Source organism: Buttiauxella cochleicola (genome assembly GCF_021282405.1).
Lineage (GTDB): Bacteria > Pseudomonadota > Gammaproteobacteria > Enterobacterales > Enterobacteriaceae > Buttiauxella > Buttiauxella massiliensis.
This window is the reverse complement of sequence record NZ_JAJSOU010000007.1, coordinates 80,134-100,702: the sequence shown is the minus strand read 5'-3', so window position 1 is coordinate 100,702 and position 20,569 is coordinate 80,134. Positions and strand designations below refer to the sequence as shown.

The window sequence follows — 20,569 nt, the reverse complement described above, 5'->3', positions numbered from 1 at the left end:
GATTGGTTATAGACCCGAAATAAAAATGCCAGCTTGCGGGCTGGCATTTTGACTGGGTGATGTACACAATGAAACAAAAGGTCAGGCGACCGCTGCTTCTAGCTCCAGAGGTACAATCAAGCTAGCGTGATTGCCTTTTGGCCCCTGATGTACATCAAACCTGACTGTTTGCCCGGCTTTAAGCGTTCTGTAACCATCCATCTTAATGGTGGAGTAATGAGCGAAGATATCTTCGCCACCGCCTTCAGGGCAGATAAAACCGAACCCTTTGGCGTTATTGAACCATTTAACTGTACCCGTCTCCATGCTTCTACATCCTTCGAAAATCTTATAAGTGAGATGGAATGAACCGGTGGGTGAGGGCGGGCTGTTCAAAACCTCGCCAACTCACGCTTGTACAATGTAGATAATTTAACCATGTCGTCAAGCGTTGCACGGGGGTGATCGATTGAAAATGAATCAAAAATTTGAAGCAGTTAACGCTATTGTGATTAATGTGACAGAGCTCTCTATAGCTAAAAGTTGTCACGTTTGAACTCAATGAGTCACGTTAACTGAAAGCGTATTACACTCAACCTATGGGCTTCGCCTTAATGATAACGGGCGATTTAACATGATGACGATTTGCAATGGGTAAGACGAACGATTGGTTGGATTTCGACCAACTGGTGGGTGACAAATTGCGCGAAGCGCTAAAACCACCGTCGATGTATAAAGTAATGTTAATGAACGATGACTACACGCCGATGGAATTTGTTATTGACGTGCTGCAAAAGTTCTTTTCTTATGATGTAGAACGTGCGACGCAATTGATGCTCACTGTGCACTATCAGGGTAAAGCTATCTGTGGCATTTTTACTGCAGAAGTAGCGGAAACCAAAGTCGCGTTAGTGAACCAGTATGCAAGGGAGCATGAGCATCCGCTGCTGTGTACGCTAGAAAAAGCCTGAAGAAGGCAAAATTTGGGGGAGGTGCCTATGCTCAATCAAGAACTGGAACTCAGTTTAAACATGGCTTTCGCCAGAGCGCGCGAGCACCGACATGAGTTTATGACTGTCGAGCATCTGTTACTGGCTTTGCTCAGTAACCCATCGGCTCGTGAAGCGCTGGAAGCGTGTAGCGTAGATCTGGTGGCGCTGCGACAGGAACTCGAGGCCTTCATCGAACAAACCACACCGGTTCTGCCAGCCAGTGAAGAAGAGCGTGACACTCAACCTACGCTCAGCTTCCAGCGCGTGCTGCAACGTGCGGTGTTCCACGTCCAGTCTTCTGGTCGCAGTGAAGTCACAGGCGCAAACGTGCTGGTGGCTATCTTTAGCGAGCAGGAATCCCAGGCAGCGTACCTGCTGCGTAAACATGAAGTTAGCCGCCTTGATGTGGTGAACTTTATCTCTCACGGTACACGTAAAGACGAACCTAATCAGGCACCGGGTGCAGAAAATCCGGTCAATGAAGAGCAAGCAGGCGGGGAGGAACGTATGGAAAACTTCACCACCAATCTCAACCAGCTTGCACGTGTGGGAGGGATCGATCCGCTGATTGGCCGCGAGAAAGAGCTTGAGCGTGCCATTCAGGTTCTGTGCCGTCGCCGTAAAAACAACCCACTGTTAGTGGGTGAATCGGGTGTCGGTAAAACCGCCATTGCCGAAGGGCTTGCCTGGCGTATTGTGCAGGGCGATGTTCCGGAAGTGATTGCTGATTGCACTATTTACTCGCTGGATATCGGTTCGCTGCTGGCGGGTACCAAATACCGTGGTGACTTTGAAAAACGTTTCAAAGCGCTGCTTAAACAGCTTGAGCAGGATCAGAACAGCATCCTGTTTATTGATGAAATTCATACCATCATCGGTGCGGGCGCTGCATCTGGTGGGCAAGTTGATGCCGCAAACCTGATTAAGCCGCTGCTCTCAAGTGGCAAGATTCGTGTTATCGGTTCAACCACTTACCAGGAATTCAGCAATATCTTTGAGAAAGACCGTGCTCTGGCGCGTCGCTTCCAGAAAATTGATATTACTGAGCCAAGCGTTGAAGAAACCGTTCAGATTATTAACGGCCTGAAACCGAAGTACGAAGCGCACCACGACGTGCGTTACACCGCGAAAGCGATTCGTGCAGCGGTGGAGTTGGCGGTGAAATATATCAACGATCGCCACTTGCCAGATAAAGCCATTGACGTTATCGACGAAGCGGGTGCTCGTAGCCGCCTGATGCCGGTGAGCAAGCGTAAGAAAACGGTCAATGTCTCTGACATCGAAACCGTGGTTGCGCGTATTGCGCGTATCCCGGAGAAAAGTGTTTCAGCAAGCGACCGCGATACGCTTCGCAGCCTTGATGATCGCCTGAAAATGCTGGTGTTTGGCCAGGATAAAGCCATTGAGGCGTTAACCGAAGCCATCAAAATGAGCCGTGCCGGTTTAGGGCATGATCATAAGCCAGTGGGTTCATTCCTGTTTGCCGGCCCTACGGGTGTTGGTAAAACAGAAGTCACTGTTCAATTGGCGAAATCACTGGGCATTGAGCTGTTGCGCTTCGATATGTCGGAATACATGGAACGCCACACGGTGAGCCGTTTGATTGGTGCACCTCCAGGTTACGTTGGTTTCGACCAGGGCGGCCTGCTGACGGATGCGGTCATTAAACATCCTCACTCCGTGCTGCTGCTTGATGAAATCGAAAAGGCGCACCCGGATGTCTTTAACCTGTTATTGCAGGTGATGGACAACGGTACGCTGACCGATAATAACGGGCGCAAAGCTGATTTCCGTAACGTAATTCTGGTGATGACCACCAACGCCGGTGTGCGTGAAACCGAGCGTAAGTCTATTGGCCTGATTCGTCAGGACAACAGCACCGATGCCATGGAAGAGATCAAGAAGATCTTTACTCCAGAATTCCGCAACCGTCTGGACAACATTATTTGGTTCAACCATCTGTCTACAGATGTGATTCATCAGGTTGTCGACAAGTTTATCGTCGAACTCCAGGTGCAGCTGGATCAGAAAGGTGTGTCTCTGGAAGTGAGCCAGGAAGCGCGCGATTGGCTGGCAGAAAAAGGCTATGACCGTGCAATGGGCGCTCGTCCAATGACACGTGTTATTCAGGACAACCTGAAAAAACCACTCGCTAACGAACTGTTATTTGGTTCACTGGTGGATGGGGGACAGGTGACGGTAGCGCTGGATAAAGATAATCAGAAACTGATTTATAATTTCCATAGCGCGCAGAAGCATAAACCGGAAACGGCGCACTAATTAATAATTAGTGCCGTAATAAAAAAAGGCCAGGTCAATGACCTGGCCTTTCTATTATTAAATTGTTCACGCCGCCTGTTTACTACGCAGCGCTAAATAAAACTATCAGCGACTACGGAAGACAATGCGGCCTTTGCTCAGGTCGTACGGGGTCAGCTCTACAGTGACTTTGTCACCCGTCAGGATGCGGATATAGTTTTTACGCATTTTACCGGAGATATGAGCGGTTACCACGTGCCCGTTTTCCAGCTCAACGCGGAACATGGTGTTAGGTAACGTATCAAGTACGGTACCCTGCATTTCAATATTGTCTTCTTTGGCCATCTAATCCTCGAGGGTATCACTACCATAGTTTTGAACCGGCAAGATAATGCCCAAGTTCACGTATCATGTAAAGAATTGTTGGTGAAATCACCAGCGAAAGTGCAATTTGCGCATTACCCAAAACCCAACCAAAAGCTGCACTATTGGCGCTTATGATGAGGGCTGCGAAGAGATAAACGATGGGCTGTCCCTGTTAAAGCTAATCCCAAACGGCGGCGGGGTAATGAGCAGAGCTCACTCTGCGGGGCTAATTATAACACTCTTAACAGTAATGTGCCGTAAACATTATCGCTACGACAGGATTTGTGGCACCCAACAATAAGATGCCAGATGTTGTGGACGAAATATGGACAGATGTTCCAGATACTCACGGCGAGGAATTTCAATTGCTCCTAGCGATGCGGTATGGGCATTAAGTACCTGGCAATCTATTAGCTTGCCGCCATAACTGAGAAAGTGTTGGCAGAACACCAGTAGCGCTGTTTTGGAGGCGTTTTCTCGGCGACTGAACATTGACTCTCCACAAAATAGAGAGCCTTGCGCCACACCATATACTCCCCCCACTAATTCTTTATCTTCCCAGACTTCTATCGAATGAGCATGGCCGAGTTCATGGAGTCGTTTATAGGCGTCGATGATTTCAGGTGTAATCCAGGTTCCTTCGTCACGATCGTCTGCGCACTCGGCGATAACACGCTCGAATGCGTGGTTCAGCGTTACGCGGTACGGGGAGTTGCGGTGGAAACGCTTCATGCTGCGGCTCAGGTGAAACTGATCCGGGAAAAGCACCGCGCGCGGGTCTGGCGACCACCACAAAATAGGATCGCCAGGTGAAAACCAGGGAAAGATGCCACGCTGGTAAGCCATCAACAAACGAGCCGGGCTTAAATCGCCCCCGAGCGCCAGTAACCCATTAGGTTCACGCAACGCGCCTTCCGGTGAAGGAAAGGCGATTGAGTCACGGGAAAGCTGAATAAGGCGCATGACGTCACGGCTCCGGGGCTAACTATAATTATTGATAATAGACTAAGTGCTCATCCCATTAGGGCTATTTAATTTGCCATTTTGAACCTGGGCAGTGCTCAGAATCCTCACGTACTTCGTTTACGTTCCGGTTCCTGCGCGCTGTCCGTGTTCAAACTGACTGCAACAATAACGCCTACTGGGATGGTACTCATTACACAGTCTACAAACGCTGATGGAAATGATAATAACGGCCAGCGCTGGCCATCAAATCTGCGTGAGTACCTTGCTCAATAATTTCCCCGTTGTCCATCACAATAATGCTGTCGAAATGAGCCAGCCCACGCAGGCGATGCGTCACCATCAGCACGGTTTTTTCTTTGGTCACTTCGGCCAGTAAATCAAGTATCTGGCGTTCAGTTTCCGCATCTAAACCTTCGGTCGGCTCGTCGAGCAAAAACAGCGGCGCGTCATGCAATAAGGCTCGTGCAATCGCCAGACGGCGCAATTCTCCGCCTGATAACTGCCTGCCACCTTCCCCAAGCCAACTATTCAGGCCTGAGTCGTCTAACAACTTCTCAAGACCTACGCGCGTCAGTACACGACTCAGTTGTTGATCGCTTGCCTGGGGGGCTGCGAGCAAAAGGTTGTCGCGCAGCGTGGCACTAAATAAATGGACGCGCTGAGAGACGACGCTGGTGGCTGCGCGTAAAGCCGTTTCATCAAACTGGCTCAACGGTTCTCCATTAAGGCGAATCTCGCCCTGCTGCGGTTCCCATGCACGGGTCAGCAATTGAAGCAGCGTTGATTTACCACAGCCTGTGCGCCCGAGAATCGCGACATGTTGCCCAGCCTCGATTCTGAGAGAGATGTCCCGTAACGCCATTTGAGACTGCTCAGGATAGGCAAAGCTAAGGTTGTTAATATCCAAAGCTACGCTTTCAGGGATGGAGTGAGGCTGTTCGGTGAAAACGACCTCCGGTTTTTGACTGGTGATTTCAGTTACGCGTAATGCTGATGCGATAACCTGACCTAAATGTTGAAACGCTCCGGTGACCGGAGCCAGTGCCTCAAAGGCGGCCAGGGCACAGAACACAAACAACGCAATAAGCGCACCAGGTGTTGTATTTCCACCTACACCAGCCGCAGCCATCCACAGCATCAATATGACGGCAACACCGCTGATAAGCAGCATAACGGCTTGTGAAAGAGCCGTAAGCTCCGCCTGGCGGCGCTGTGCTTCTTGCCAGCGATCTTCGGTGGCTTCGAGTTGCTGGCGATAACGCTGGGTAGCACCAAAAATGGTTAATTCTGCGTGGCCCTGTAGCCATGCTGTGAGTTGCTGACGGTATTGTCCACGCTGGACGGTAATCGCCTCACCGGTTGATTTTCCCGCGTAATAAAATAAGGGTGGCAATATGACTAATGTCGCCAGTAAAACACCGCCGAGCGTTAGAGCTAACTGCACATCGAGGAAGCTCAAACCGAACGTGACAACGGCAATGACGACAAATGCACCGACCATCGGCGAAATCACGCGCAGGTAAAGATGATCAAGGGTGTCGACATCCGCAACCAGGCGATTAAGCAATTCACCCTGACGAAAACGAGCAAGCCCAGCAGGGGAGAGCGGAAGCAGTTTGCTAAAAGTGGAGACGCGCAGATGCTGAAGCACGCGGAAAGTCGCATCATGGCTGACTAAGCGTTCAAAATAGCGCCCTGCGGTACGCGTAATTGCGCCACCACGCACACCCGCGGCAGGCAACATATAGTTAAAACTATAAATACCTGCAACGCCGACCACAGCCGATGCGGAGAGAAACCAGCCAGAAAGCGTGAGCAGCCCAATGCTTGCCAGCAGTGTGATAATCGCCAGCACCACGCCAAGTGTCAGTAGCCATTTATGACGGCAATAAAGCGCCAGATAGGGCAGTAAAGCGCGCATTAAATCTCCTCCTGGCGATGAGCCAGTAATGTAGCAAACGGACCTTCCTGAGAGGCAAGCGTTGCGTAATTCCCTTGTTGCACAATACGACCATCACGCATCACCCACACTTCATCCCAGTCGCTGATGTAGTCCAATTGGTGCGTTACCATTAACGTCGTTTGTTGGCGGGAAGCGTCACTCAAAGCGTCCATCACTCGCTGCTCGCTGTGAGCGTCCAGGCTTGCGGCTGGTTCATCCAGCAGTAACAATCCACATGGCATCAGCAAGGCTCGTGCTACGGCAACACGTTGTGCCTGGCCGACCGATAAGCGCGCTGCGGCTTCGCCAAGCGGTGTATCAATACCTTGCGGTAACAACGGCAGGAATTCGCTGACAGAGGCTTTTTCCAGTGCGGTAGCTAATTGTTCAGAGCTGGCATCTGGATCACTTAACAGCACGTTTTCGCGGATGGTTGGAGCCGGAAGTTGTGGGTTTTGCCCAACCCAACTGAGTTGTTCACGCCACCATTTAGGGTCAAGCTCTGAAAGCTCAATACCGTTGATTAGCAAGTGCCCTTGATAAGGTAAAAAACCAGATAACACGTTGAGTAGTGAGCTTTTACCAGCACCACTTTGCCCAACCAAAACGACGCGTTGATTAGCTGAAAGAGTGAAGTTCAGAGGACCTGCGAGAGCTTTTTCTTCGGTTGACAGGATAACTAAATCTCGCGCTTCAATGCAGATTGGCTCGTTGCAATTAAATTGTGCACTGCCTTTTTTACGTTCCTGCAATGGCGCATCGAGGAATGTCATCAGGCTATCAGCTGCACCCACGGCTTGTGCTTTAGCGTGATAGAAAGTGCCTAAGTCGCGTAGCGGTTGGAAAAATTCAGGAGCAAGAATCAGGGCCAGGAAACCCGCAAACAGAGTCACGCCGGTGCTGTAATGGCCAAAGTTCAGCTCGCCCAGATAGGAGAAACCGAAGTAAACCGCAACCAGCGCGATTGAAAGTGAGGCGAAGAACTCCAGCACGCCGGAGGAGAGGAACGCAAGACGTAATACTTCCATTGTCCGCTGGCGGAAATCCTGCGAAGCGACGCGGATATTCTCTGTTTCAGCGCTACCACGGTTAAACAAGCGAAGTGTTTCCATACCACGCAGGCGGTCAAGGAAATGGCCGCTAAGGCGAGCCAGCGCCTGGAAGTTACGGCGGTTCGCATCTGCAGCCCCCATACCGACCATTGCCATAAACAGCGGGATAAGCGGTGCGGTGCAGAGCAAAATCAATGCAGCGACCCAGTTAGATGGGAAGATTACGATTAAAATCAGTACCGGAACCATCACTGCAAGCGACATTTGCGGCAGGTAACGGGCGTAATAATCATGCATATCTTCAATCTGTTCGAGAACCAGCGTTGCCCAACTGCCTACAGGTTTGCCCTGAATCCAGGCCGGACCAGCTTCGTGGATGCGATCGAGCACTTTACGGCGTATTTCCTGCCGAATGTGCAGCCCGGCATAAAAACCGACCTTTTCACGCAGCCATACGACCCAGGCTCGTAATACAAAAATCAGAATCAGGATAACGAACAGCAGAAGCAAAGCTTCACGCGGTATGTTTTCCATAATCATATGCTGCAACATCCTGGCTAAAATCCAGGCCTGAGCAACGATCAGCAGCCCACTGACCAAACCCAAAAAACGGGAAAGCCCCAGCCAGCGGCGCGAGATAATGCTTTGTGTTTTTAGCCAGCGGCTAAGTTCTTGTTGACGGGTTTTATTCATGGTTGCCAGTGCAGGTAAATGATGAATTATCAGGCAAAATTTGCGGGCAATGTTACAACGCAGGCAAAAGAAAGGCGACTTATTCAGTCGCCTTTACGTATCTTCAAACTGTCGCTATGGGTTATGAGAGTTACTTATTCTGTTCGGCGAGTCCGTCCAGGTAACGCTCAGCATCTAATGCAGCCATACATCCTGTGCCTGCAGAGGTAATTGCCTGGCGGTAGATATGGTCCATAACATCACCAGCGGCAAATACACCAGGGATGCTGGTTTGCGTGGCATTACCGTGGATACCGGACTGGACTTTGATGTAACCATTCTCCAACTCTAGCTGACCGTCAAAAATCCCCGTGTTCGGGCTGTGGCCGATAGCAACAAACAGACCCGCAACTTCTAGCTCTTCAGTCTGGTCAGTATTATGCGCATCGCGCAGACGCAAGCCACTAACACCCATTTGATCGCCAGTTACTTCATCCAGCGTGCGGTTAGTGTGAAGTACGATATTGCCGTTCTTCACCTTATCCATCAGGCGATTAATCAGGATTTTCTCAGCGCGGAAGCTGTCACGGCGGTGAATCAAATGCACTTCAGAGGCAATGTTTGCCAGATAAAGGGCTTCTTCAACTGCGGTGTTACCACCGCCGATGACCGCAACTTTTTGATTGCGATAGAAGAAACCATCACAGGTAGCACAGGCAGAAACACCACGACCTTTAAATGCCTCTTCTGAAGGCAGACCCAGGTAACGTGCTGAGGCGCCGGTTGCGATGATCAATGCATCACAGGTGTATTCACCGCTATCACCCGTCAGTCGGAATGGACGATTCTGAAGATCAACTTTAGAAATATGATCGAACAGGATTTCTGTTTCGAATTTGGTCGCATGTTCGTGCATGCGCTCCATCAGAGCCGGGCCAGTCAGGTCGTTTGGATCACCCGGCCAGTTCTCGACTTCGGTCGTAGTGGTCAACTGGCCACCTTTTTCCATTCCGGTAATCAGAACGGGTTTGAGGTTGGCGCGTGCCGCGTAGACTGCTGCGGTGTAGCCCGCAGGGCCGGAGCCAAGAATTAGCAATTTACTGTGTTTAGCGGTGCCCATGAGATCCTCATTGTTCGTTGGCAGACAATCGAGGGATTGTAGGGAATTTGGCGGGTTAAAAAAAGGGTGCAGCGATTTTGTTAACTATATGTGCAATAGCTGTGCTCAATCAGCCGTAGAACAATTCACTGAAAGCGCATAAAAATCCACCTGATCAGGGTAATTAGTCACGTAGGTAAAGTGATGAATAATCGTCAAGTGCCCCGGATATATGGCACGTTCCACTAAATTTCGATGTTTTGCTTTGACAATCCGCTAAGCATTTGCGAAAACATTCGAGGAAGAAAAACATTTGGTATGAGAGCTGTAAAATAATCACGCATACCTGATGCAATTTTACCGGGTTATTGAAATCTACTCATGGCGTGGACAGACGCCATGAGTGATGTCGATGGCGGCCATTGGGCACCGGTCTTCTCACGTACACTCGGAACATTGACGTTGCCCGGGTTATGGCAGGTGAAGGAAGGAACACAGAGAGACAATAATAATGGTAGATAGTAAGAAGCGCCCTGGCAAAGATCTCGACCGCATCGATCGTAACATTCTAAACGAGCTGCAGAAGGATGGACGTATTTCCAACGTCGAGCTTTCGAAGCGAGTAGGGCTTTCACCGACTCCGTGCCTTGAGCGCGTGCGTCGCCTGGAACGACAGGGTTTCATTCAGGGCTACACAGCTCTGCTGAACCCGCATTATCTGGATGCATCACTTCTGGTTTTTGTTGAGATTACTCTGAATCGTGGCGCACCGGATGTGTTTGAGCAATTTAACGCCGCAGTTCAAAAACTTGAAGAAATTCAAGAATGTCATTTGGTATCCGGCGATTTCGACTACCTGTTGAAAACCCGCGTGCCTGATATGTCAGCGTACCGCAAATTACTAGGCGAAACCTTGTTGCGACTGCCGGGTGTGAACGATACCCGTACCTATGTGGTCATGGAAGAGGTCAAACAGAGCAATCGTCTGGTTATTAAGACCCGTTAACACGGGCCAGGTGCAAAATCTGCGTATTTTGGTTACACTCCTGGTAATTCATACAGCAACAGTGCCGGGAATGCCCGGCACTGTTGCTCTCCATAGTTATTAAGGACCTGGAGAGTCTTACTTGAGCCAGGAATACACCGAAGAAAAAGAAGTTACATTGAGGAAACTCAGCAGCGGGCGTCGGGCATTAGAAGCCTTACTGCTCCTTGTTGCCATTTTTGCCGTCTATTTGATGGTAGCGCTGCTTAGTTTTAATCCTTCCGATCCCAGTTGGTCACAAACCGCATGGCATGAACCTATCCATAATTTAGGTGGGATGCCTGGCGCGTGGTTGGCCGATACACTGTTGTTTATTTTTGGCGTAATGGCCTACACCATCCCGGTTATCATTATCGGTGCGTGTTGGTTTACTTTCCGCAATCGGGATAACGAAGAGTTTATTGATTATTTTGCCGTTTCCTTACGCCTGATAGGCGTGTTGGCTATGGTTCTTACCGCCTGTGGCCTTGCTGCGATTAACGCCGATGATATTTGGTATTTTGCCTCTGGCGGGGTAATTGGTAGCTTGCTGAGCACTGCCATGATGCCATTGCTCAACAGCAGTGGCGGCACTATTGCGCTTTTGTGCGTGTGGGCGGCAGGGTTAACGTTGTTTACTGGTTGGTCTTGGGTCGGGATCGCTGAGAAAATTGGTAGCGCGACTTTAAGCGTGCTGACGTTTGCCAGCAACCGCACTCGCCGGGATAACACCTGGCAGGATGATGATTACGACGAAGAAGAACATGATGAAGAACACGCACCAGCAGTAGAAAAGCGTGAGTCTCGTCGTGCGCGTATTTTGCGTGGCGCATTGGCTCGCAAGCAGCGCATTTCAGAAAAATTCGCCAATCCAAATGCACGCAAAACAGATTCAGCGCTGTTTTCTGGCAAGCGTATGGATGATGCCGAAGATGATGTTTTGTTCTCGCCAAATAAAGCTACGCAGTCTGAGGATGACGTACTTTTCTCTGGTAATAAAGCAACACTGTCGGAAAACGATGAGTACGATCCGTTATTACATGGGCAATCTATCGTTGCGCCGGTCGCTGCTGCTGCCGCTATGGCGAACCCAGCATACGCCGCCCCGGTGATGCCAACAGCAACCGTGCCTCCTGTCGCTACACCTGCGCCGGAAGTAGTAGAGACTCCTGCAATTGCCTGGGAACCAGCACCGACTACTGTGACGCCTGAGCCAGTGCTTGCGCCGACACCTGAAAGTTATCACGCGCCTCGTGCCGCTGAACAATACAGCCCTCAACAGGTGACCAGCCATTGGGCAGAGCCAGAAATAGTTCAGCCTGTTGTTGAACAAGCTGTTGTTGCACAAGCTCCAGTTCAGCCAATTTATTACGACCCCACCCCAGCACAACCAATTGTTGAGCCTGAGCCTGTAGAAGAGGTAAAGCCAGCCGTTCGTCCGCCTATCTATCATTTTGAAGAAGTAGAAGCCAAACGTGCTCGTGAGCGTGAACAACTGGCGGCCTGGTATCAACCGGTTAGTGAGCCGAAACCCGATCCTTATGGGTATGACAGCTCCCCGGCATTTGCATCAACATCTGTACCGGATTCTTCACGCTTTGAAGCGCCAGCTATTCCTCAGGGCTTCTCTGGCGTTGTGCCTGAGGTTACTGTCGTAGCGGCTCCCCCTGTTCCTCAGGGTGTCAAAGATGCGGCAAAAGCTGCCAGTGCTGTGGCTGCCTTTAGCCCGGTATTCAGCATTGCCAGTGATGCGCCACGTCCGCAGACAAAAGAGGGGATTGGCCCGCAGTTGCCACGCCCAAATCGTGTGCGTGTACCGACTCGCCGTGAACTCGCCTCTTATGGAATTAAGTTACCGTCTCAGCGTATGGCTGAAGAAGAAGCGCGTCGCCAGAATGGTATGGATATTGAAGACGACTATGCTGACGATGACGCAGAAATAGAACAGCATGAGCTTGGGCGTCAGTTCGCAGCCCAACAGCAGCAGCGTTATGGCGAAGAGTATGAAGACAACTCTTTGCAGCAGGATGCGGATGAGGCCGAGCAGGCAGAATTGGCGCGTCAGTTTGCTGCCCAGCAGCAACAGCGTTATTCAGCACCTCAGCAGCAACCGAATCAGCAGCCAGCGAGTCAACAACAGCCAAACAATGTACCGTTCTCACTGGATGATTTTGATTTCTCACCAATGAAAACGCTAGTAAACGAGGGGCCAGGCGAACCGATATTTACGCCGAGTCACATTGAAGAGGCTGTGCCTGTTCAGCAGCCGCAAAGCTGGCAGCCTGCACCGCCGCCGCAACACAATGTGCAACAGCCGCCAGCACCTTCTGCACCCGTAGCGGCGCCACAGGCGCAGATTCATGAAAGTTTGATCCATCCTTTCCTGATGCGTAATGGTGACGATCGCCCATTGCAGCGCCCAACCACGCCGTTGCCATCTCTGGACTTGCTGACTTCGCCACCTGCGGAAGTTGAGCCAGTAGATACCTTTGCTCTTGAGCAAATGGCGCGTCTGGTTGAAGCTCGTCTTGCGGATTATCGTATTAAAGCCGATGTGGTGGATTACTCTCCAGGTCCGGTAATCACGCGCTTTGAACTTGATTTAGCGCCGGGTGTTAAAGCTGCGCGGATTTCTAACCTGTCTCGTGACCTTGCGCGTTCGTTGTCGACTGTCGCGGTGCGTGTTGTAGAGGTTATTCCGGGTAAACCGTACGTGGGCCTGGAATTACCGAACAAAAAACGCCAGACCGTATACCTGCGCGAAGTGCTCGATTGTGCCAAATTCCGCGAAAGCACGTCACCGTTAACCGTGGTGTTGGGCAAAGATATTGGTGGCGAGCCTGTCATTGCCGATCTGGCGAAAATGCCGCACTTGCTGGTAGCCGGTACGACCGGTTCAGGTAAGTCCGTTGGCGTTAATGCCATGATCCTCAGCATGTTGTATAAAGCCACACCTGACGAAGTGCGCTTTATCATGATCGACCCGAAAATGCTTGAGCTGTCGGTGTATGAAGGCATTCCACATCTGTTAACTGAAGTCGTTACAGATATGAAAGATGCTGCCAATGCATTGCGCTGGAGCGTTAACGAAATGGAACGTCGTTACAAGCTGATGTCTGCGTTAGGCGTGCGAAATCTGGCGGGTTACAACGAACGCGTTCTGGAAGCTGAACGCATGGGCCGTCCGATTCCAGACCCGTTCTGGAAACCGGGCGACAGCATGGAAATTGCCCATCCAATGCTTGAAAAACTGCCGTATATCGTGGTGCTGGTGGACGAATTTGCTGACCTGATGATGACGGTAGGCAAGAAAGTTGAAGAGTTGATCGCTCGCCTGGCGCAGAAAGCGCGTGCCGCGGGTATTCACTTAGTGCTGGCAACCCAGCGTCCATCGGTAGACGTGATTACCGGCTTGATTAAAGCCAACATTCCTACGCGTGTAGCGTTTACGGTGTCGAGTAAGATTGACTCCCGTACCATTCTTGACCAGGCCGGTGCTGAGTCACTGCTGGGAATGGGGGATATGCTCTATTCCGGGCCAAACTCAACACTGCCAGTGCGTGTACATGGCGCGTTTGTCCGCGATCAGGAAGTACATGCTGTCGTTCAGGACTGGAAAGCGCGTGGTCGCCCACAATATATCACCGGTATTACTTCAGATACCGAAAGTGAAGGCGGTGCAGGTGGCGGTCTTGACGGTGATGAAGAACTCGACCCGTTATTTGATCAGGCTGTCGCGTTTGTGGTTGAAAAACGTAAAGCGTCTATTTCCGGCGTTCAGCGCCAGTTCCGCATTGGCTACAACCGTGCGGCGCGAATCGTTGAGCAGATGGAAGCGCAGGGTATCGTGAGTCCCCAAGGGCATAATGGTAACCGCGAAGTGCTTGCCCCACCGCCATTTGAGTAACCCTGTGCAAAAGAGTCGTGATTGCGGCTCTTTTGCAAAGAAGGGTAAATTACCGGAAAATCAGCTTATTCTTCTGTTGCTTCAGAATAGCTCTCAACTAGAGTGGGCAGCAGAAACGCCACTGTGTATTCATTTTGTGGTGCGTGAATTTAAAGGGATCATAATGAAAAAAATCGTTATTACTTGTGCTTTGTTGACCGCTCTTACCGCAACCGCTGCCTGGGCTGATGCCGCAGGCGACCTGAAAACGCGTCTGGATAAGGTCAGCAGCTTCCACGCCAGTTTCACGCAGAAAGTGACTGATGGTAGTGGCGCGGCTGTTCAGGAAGGTCAGGGGGACTTGTGGGTTAAACGTCCAAACCTTTTCAACTGGCACATGACTCAACCTGATGAAAGTATTCTGGTCTCTGACGGCAAAACCTTGTGGTTCTACAACCCGTTTGTTGAGCAAGTCAGCGCAACCTGGCTGAAGGATGCAACCGGTAATACACCGTTCATGTTGATTGCGCGTAACCAGAGCAGTGACTGGCAGCAATACAACATTAAACAAAGCGGTGATGATTTTGTACTTACGCCAAAAACCAGTGCAGGTAATCTCAAGCAATTCACTATTAATGTCGGAAGCGACGGTACTATCCATCAGTTCAGTGCGATTGAGCAAGACGATCAACGCAGCAGCTATGCGCTGAAAACTCAGCAAAATGGTGCGGTGGATATGAGCAAGTTTACGTTTACCCCGCCTAAAGGCGTGACGGTGGACGATCAACGTAAGTAGGGGTATCAGTGAGCAACCTGTCGCTCGATTTTTCTGAGAATACCTTCAAACCTCTGGCTGCGCGTATGCGGCCGGAGAACCTCGCGCAGTACATTGGTCAACAACATCTGCTAGCCCCTGGCAAACCGCTTCCTAAAGCAATCGAAGCGGGGCATCTTCATTCGATGATTTTATGGGGACCACCAGGTACGGGCAAAACCACACTTGCTGAAGTGATTGCTCACTATGCTGACGCCGATGTAGAACGCATTTCGGCTGTCACTTCAGGCGTCAAAGAAATCCGCGAAGCCATAGAACGTGCGCGCCAGAATCGCAACGCCGGGCGGCGAACGATTCTGTTTGTCGACGAAGTCCATCGCTTCAACAAAAGCCAGCAAGATGCTTTTTTGCCACACATTGAAGACGGCACGATTACGTTTATCGGCGCAACCACTGAAAACCCCTCATTCGAGCTCAATTCTGCACTATTGTCGCGTGCTCGCGTTTACTTGCTTAAATCGCTGACCACGGAAGACATTGAAAAAGTTTTGAGCCAGGCGATGAGCGATGCCGCTCGTGGCTATGGTGGGCAAAACATTGTTCTGCCCGATGACACGCGTCTTGCTATTGCAGAACTCGTCAACGGCGATGCCCGGCGTGCATTAAACACGCTGGAAATGATGGCCGACATGGCCGAAGTCGATTCTAGTGGCAATCGCGTTTTGCAGATTGCTCTATTGACTGAAATCGCGGGCGAACGCAGCGCGCGTTTTGATAACAAAGGCGATCGTTTTTACGATCTGATTTCTGCATTGCACAAATCGGTTCGCGGTTCATCCCCTGACGCGGCTTTGTACTGGTACGCGCGCATTATCACGGCAGGCGGTGATCCTTTGTATGTGGCTCGTCGTTTGCTGGCGATTGCCTCAGAAGATGTAGGTAATGCTGACCCTCGTGGCATGCAGGTTGCTATCTCTGCGTGGGACTGCTTTACCCGTGTTGGCCCAGCGGAAGGGGAACGCGCCATCGCTCAGGCCATTGTTTACTTAGCCTGTGCACCTAAAAGTAATGCGGTTTACACAGCATTCAAAGCAGCAATGGCGGATGCTCGGGAACGCCCGGATTATGACGTTCCGGTTCACTTACGTAATGCCCCAACCAAGCTGATGAAAGAAATGGGTTATGGCCAGGAGTATCGTTATGCTCACGACGAGCCTAACGCCTATGCTTCCGGCGAAGTCTACTTTCCACAGGAAATGGCACAAACACGCTATTATCAGCCGACAAACAGAGGTCTTGAAGGCAAGATTGGTGAAAAGCTCGCCTGGCTTGCTGAACAGGATCAAAATAGCCCGACAAAACGCTACCGCTAAAGCAGACGTTGCGGTAAGGTTAGGAAAACTATCACTGTGGTTGCAGTCTGTGGCCGCATCCCCTTCATTTAATTCGATAAGCACAGGATAAGCATGCTCGATCCCAATCTACTGCGTACAGAGCCAGACGCAGTCGCTGAAAAACTGGCACGCCGAGGCTTCAAGCTGGATGTAGAAACGCTGCGCTCTTTAGAAGAGCGTCGTAAAGTGTTGCAGGTAAAAACTGAAAATCTGCAGGCTGAACGTAACTCGCGATCGAAATCCATTGGCCAGGCGAAAGCGCGTGGAGAAGACATCGAGCCGTTGCGTTTGCAAGTCAACCAGTTGGGTGAAGAGCTGGATGCAGCGAAAAGTGAGCTTGATGTCCTGCTTGCAGAGATCCGCGACATTGCACTGACGTTGCCTAACATCCCGGACGATTGCGTGCCGATGGGTAAAGATGACAGCGAAAACGTTGAAATCTGCCGCTGGGGTGAGCCGCGTAAATTCGATTTTGAAGTACGTGACCACGTGACGCTGGGCGAAATGGCTAAAGGCCTGGATTTCGCATCTGCGGTTAAACTGACCGGTGCTCGTTTTGTTGTGATGCAAGGGCAAATTGCTCGTCTGCACCGCGCTCTGAGCCAGTTCATGCTTGACCTGCATACTGAGCAGCATGGTTATATTGAGAACTATGTTCCGTATCTGGTAAACCACGACACGCTTTATGGTACAGGCCAATTGCCGAAATTTGCCGGTGACTTGTTCCATACTCGTCCGCTGGAAGAAGAGGCTGATGCAAGCAACTACGCGTTGATCCCAACCGCAGAAGTGCCGTTGACCAACCTGGTGCGTGATGAAATTCTCGATGAAGATACTTTACCGCTGAAAATGACCGCACATACCCCATGCTTCCGTTCCGAAGCGGGAACGTATGGTCGTGATACCCGTGGCCTTATCCGTCAGCACCAGTTCGATAAAGTTGAGATGGTGCAGATTGTGCGTCCGGAAGACTCTATGGAAGCTCTGGAAGAGTTGACCAGCCACGCTGAGAAAGTCCTGGAGTTATTGAACCTGCCATACCGCAAAGTGTTGTTGTGTTCTGGAGATATGGGCTTTGGCGCGGTCAAAACTTACGATCTGGAAGTGTGGCTGCCTGGGCAGGATACTTACCGTGAAATCTCCTCTTGCTCCAACTGTGGGGATTTCCAGGCGCGTCGTTTGCAGGCTCGCTGCCGCAGCAAAGCAGACAAGAAAACCCGTCTGGTGCATACACTGAACGGTTCTGGTCTGGCTGTAGGTCGTACACTGGTTGCTGTGCTGGAAAACTACCAGCAGGCTGATGGCCGTATCGAAGTTCCTGAAGTGCTGCGTCCTTACATGAAAGGGCTTGAGTTCATCGGCTAATATATTAGTGCTATTTTATTCTTGAAAAGCGCCTGCGGGCGCTTTTTTTATGCCGTAAATATTCTCATTCCCATAGATAATCTGCCTTTATTGACACCAGACAATAACAAATACCCCTATATGGGTATTATCTCTCCCAGAAAGAGAGTGGTGATTATTAATACAATTCATTCGGCGTCCTTATCATTTGATAGTTTCAGATTACATGATGTAACTGGACTACCAATAGCGGCCCTGACATAGCCTAAAACACTCCTTTCTCTTTTGGGCTGAGCAATGGACACGCGTGCCGCAATTTAGTCAGCAACCGTTGCCAGCTTGTTTAAATGTGAGCACTAAACAAGTGGGTCATTATGAAAGAGAAAACTTCTAATGCGGTCCTTACCGCACAAGTGAGTCGTCGTAAGCTGGTGCAAACCACAGCTATCGGTGGTCTTGCTGCTGCGAGTGGAGCATTAACACTTCCCTTTAGCCGCCTGGCTTTTGCACAGTCCGCCGCTGATACACAAACAGATGCTGAAAAAGTTATCTGGAGCGCCTGTACAGTAAACTGTGGTAGCCGTTGCCCACTTCGTATGCATGTGGCGGATGGTGAAATCAAATATGTAGAGACAGACAACACCGGTGATGACAACTATGAAGGGTTGCATCAGGTTCGTGCCTGCTTGCGTGGCCGCTCAATGCGTCGCCGTGTCTATAATGCCGATCGCCTGAAATATCCGATGAAGCGCGTTGGTGCTCGAGGGGAAGGCAAATTTGAGAAAATCAGTTGGGATGAAGCTTTCGACACCATCGCCAACAGTATGAAAGGCATCATTAAAGAGCATGGCAACGAAGCTATTTACCTGAACTACGGTACAGGGACGCTGGGTGGAACGATGACTCGCTCCTGGCCGCCAGGGTCAACATTAATAGCCCGCTTGATGAACTGCTGCGGCGGTTATCTGAACCATTATGGCGACTATTCTACCGCGCAAATTGCCGCTGGCCTGAATTACACCTACGGTGGCTGGGCGGATGGCAATAGTCCATCAGATATTGAAAACAGTAAACTTGTCGTGTTGTTTGGGAATAACCCGGGTGAAACGCGTATGAGTGGCGGCGGGGTGACGTATTACCTCGAGCAAGCGCGCGAAAAATCCAATGCGCGCATGATTATCATTGACCCGCGTTATACCGATACTGGTGCAGGCCGTGAAGATGAATGGATTCCGATTCGCCCCGGTACTGATACCGCGCTTATCTCCGCACTGGCGTGGGTGATGATCTCTGAAAATCTGGTCGATCAGCAGTTCCTCGATAAATACTGCGTCGGTTACGACGAAAAAACTCTTCCAAAAACAGCTCCTGCTAACGGACATTACAAAGCCTATATTCTTGGTGAAGGAGCTGATGGCCAGGCAAAAACGCCACAATGGGCGGCCCAAATTACCGGTATTCCTGCCTATCGCATTGTTAAACTTGCTCGTGAAATTGCCACGGCGAAACCGGCATTTATCAGCCAGGGTTGGGGGCCGCAGCGCCACTCAAATGGTGAGCTGGTTTCCCGCGCCATCGCCATGTTGTCGATTCTGACCGGCAACGTAGGGGTTCACGGTGGAAACAGCGGCGCACGCGAAGGTTCTTACAGCCTGCCATTTGTGCGCATGCCGACGCTGGAAAACCCGGTACAAACCAGTATTTCGATGTTCCTGTGGACCGATGCTATCGAGCGTGGCCCGGAAATGACGGCAACTCGTGATGGCGTGCGCGGCAAAGATAAGCTCGATGTTCCAATCAAGATGGTCTGGAACTACGCCAGTAACTGCCTGATTAACCAGCACTCAGAAATTAACCGTACTCACGATATCCTACAAGACGACAAGAAATGCGAAATGATTGTGGTGATCGATAACCACATGACTTCATCAGCTAAATACGCAGATATATTGCTGCCTGACTGCACCGCATCTGAGCAGATGGACTTCTGCCTTGATGCGTCATGCGGAAATATGGCTTATGTAATTTTTGCCGATCAGGTGATCAAACCGCGTTTTGAGTGCAAAACCATTTATGAGATGACGACTGAACTGGCAAAACGCATGGGTGTTGAGCAACAGTTCACTGAAGGGCGCACGCAAGAAGGCTGGATGCGTCATCTCTATCAACAGTCTCAGGAAGCGATTCCTGGCCTACCGAGCTTTGATGAATTCCGGAAAGTTGGCATCTTCAAGCAGCGTGACCCTGAAGGGCACCACGTGGCGTATAAAGCCTTCCGCGAAGACCCTGCGGCGAATCCACTGACGACACCATCAGGGAAAATTGAAATCTATTCTGAGCAGTTAGCCGAAATTGCAGCCACCTGGCAACTTGATGAAGGAGATGTCATCGATCCGCTGCCGGTTTACAGCGCGGGCTTTGAAAACTTTGGCGATCCGCTGGCCGAGAAATGGCCATTGCAGATGACGGGCTTCCATTACAAAGCGCGTACCCACTCAACCTACGGCAATGTGGATGTATTGAAAGCAGCCTGTCGTCAGGAAATGTGGATCAACCCAATTGATGCACAGCAACGTGGGATTAAGAACGGCGACATAGTGCGCATCTTCAATGGACGTGGGGAAGTTCAAATCAATGCGAAAGTGACACCACGCATAATACCTGGCGTTGTCGCGATGGGGGAAGGGGCCTGGTATAGCCCTGATGCCAATAAAGTTGACCACTCGGGTAGCATTAACGTGTTAACCACGCAGCGACCGTCGCCACTGGCAAAAGGCAATCCATCCCATAGTAACCTCGTCCAGGTCGAGAAGGCGTAA

14 protein-coding genes are annotated in these 20,569 nt (G+C 50.7%); 8 read left to right on the top strand and 6 right to left on the bottom strand.

The features are described 5' to 3' along the window. Positions 1–81: 81 nt before the first annotated feature. Complete coding sequence (gene cspD, locus LVQ79_RS11405; RefSeq protein ID WP_151992731.1) at positions 82–306, bottom strand: cold shock-like protein CspD; 225 nt, start codon at positions 304–306, stop codon at positions 82–84. Between the two features lie 323 nt (positions 307–629). Between cspD and clpS the strand changes: the two genes are divergently transcribed. Beyond that, positions 630–950 (top strand): ATP-dependent Clp protease adapter ClpS, encoded by a 321-nt coding sequence (clpS, locus tag LVQ79_RS11400; protein ID WP_034456405.1) that lies wholly within the window; start codon positions 630–632, stop codon positions 948–950. A 27-nt stretch (positions 951–977) separates the two neighbouring features. Next, positions 978–3,251, top strand: coding sequence for an ATP-dependent Clp protease ATP-binding subunit ClpA (gene clpA, locus LVQ79_RS11395; RefSeq protein WP_151992730.1), 2,274 nt, complete (start codon positions 978–980; stop codon positions 3,249–3,251). A gap of 105 nt (positions 3,252–3,356) precedes the next feature. On the opposite strand, the gene infA is transcribed toward clpA, so the two are convergent. The 5 genes from infA to trxB all read right to left on the bottom strand — a co-directional run bounded on the left by infA (position 3,357) and on the right by trxB (position 9,348). Next, positions 3,357–3,575 (bottom strand): translation initiation factor IF-1, encoded by a 219-nt coding sequence (gene infA / locus LVQ79_RS11390; protein ID WP_002211347.1) that lies wholly within the window; start codon positions 3,573–3,575, stop codon positions 3,357–3,359. A 291-nt stretch (positions 3,576–3,866) separates the two neighbouring features. Next, positions 3,867–4,559: a leucyl/phenylalanyl-tRNA--protein transferase gene (gene aat, locus LVQ79_RS11385; RefSeq protein WP_232865022.1), complete on the bottom strand. Its 693-nt coding sequence runs from the start codon at positions 4,557–4,559 to the stop codon at positions 3,867–3,869. 202 nt (positions 4,560–4,761) lie between these two features. After that, the gene (gene cydC, locus LVQ79_RS11380; protein WP_232865021.1) at positions 4,762–6,483 is read right to left on the bottom strand and encodes a heme ABC transporter ATP-binding protein/permease CydC; all 1,722 of its coding nucleotides are present in this window, start codon (positions 6,481–6,483) and stop codon (positions 4,762–4,764) included. After that, positions 6,483–8,249, bottom strand: coding sequence for a heme ABC transporter permease/ATP-binding protein CydD (cydD, locus tag LVQ79_RS11375; protein ID WP_232865020.1), 1,767 nt, complete (start codon positions 8,247–8,249; stop codon positions 6,483–6,485). The genes cydC and cydD overlap by 1 nt, the downstream gene beginning before the upstream one ends. A gap of 130 nt (positions 8,250–8,379) precedes the next feature. After that, positions 8,380–9,348 carry a thioredoxin-disulfide reductase gene (gene trxB / locus LVQ79_RS11370; RefSeq protein WP_064517474.1) on the bottom strand — a complete coding sequence of 323 codons (969 nt, stop codon included), beginning with the start codon at positions 9,346–9,348 and terminating at the stop codon, positions 8,380–8,382. 490 nt (positions 9,349–9,838) lie between these two features. Here trxB and lrp point away from each other — a divergent pair, with 490 nt between their 5' ends. The 6 genes from lrp to dmsA all read left to right on the top strand — a co-directional run bounded on the left by lrp (position 9,839) and on the right by dmsA (position 20,569). After that, entirely contained in the window at positions 9,839–10,333 is a 495-nt protein-coding gene (lrp, locus tag LVQ79_RS11365) for a leucine-responsive transcriptional regulator Lrp (protein WP_000228469.1), read from the top strand. A 121-nt stretch (positions 10,334–10,454) separates the two neighbouring features. Next, the gene (locus LVQ79_RS11360; RefSeq protein ID WP_232865019.1) at positions 10,455–14,258 is read left to right on the top strand and encodes a DNA translocase FtsK 4TM domain-containing protein; all 3,804 of its coding nucleotides are present in this window, start codon (positions 10,455–10,457) and stop codon (positions 14,256–14,258) included. Positions 14,259–14,421: 163 nt separating this feature from the next. Continuing rightward, a complete protein-coding gene (gene lolA, locus LVQ79_RS11355) occupies positions 14,422–15,033 on the top strand; it encodes an outer membrane lipoprotein periplasmic chaperone LolA (RefSeq protein ID WP_151992725.1) in 612 nt (203 codons plus the stop codon). An 8-nt stretch (positions 15,034–15,041) separates the two neighbouring features. After that, complete coding sequence (locus tag LVQ79_RS11350) at positions 15,042–16,385, top strand: replication-associated recombination protein A (protein WP_232865018.1); 1,344 nt, start codon at positions 15,042–15,044, stop codon at positions 16,383–16,385. 93 nt (positions 16,386–16,478) lie between these two features. After that, the gene (gene serS / locus LVQ79_RS11345) at positions 16,479–17,771 is read left to right on the top strand and encodes a serine--tRNA ligase (protein WP_232865017.1); all 1,293 of its coding nucleotides are present in this window, start codon (positions 16,479–16,481) and stop codon (positions 17,769–17,771) included. Between the two features lie 353 nt (positions 17,772–18,124). Further along, positions 18,125–20,569 carry a dimethylsulfoxide reductase subunit A gene (dmsA, locus tag LVQ79_RS11340; protein WP_232865016.1) on the top strand — a complete coding sequence of 815 codons (2,445 nt, stop codon included), beginning with the start codon at positions 18,125–18,127 and terminating at the stop codon, positions 20,567–20,569.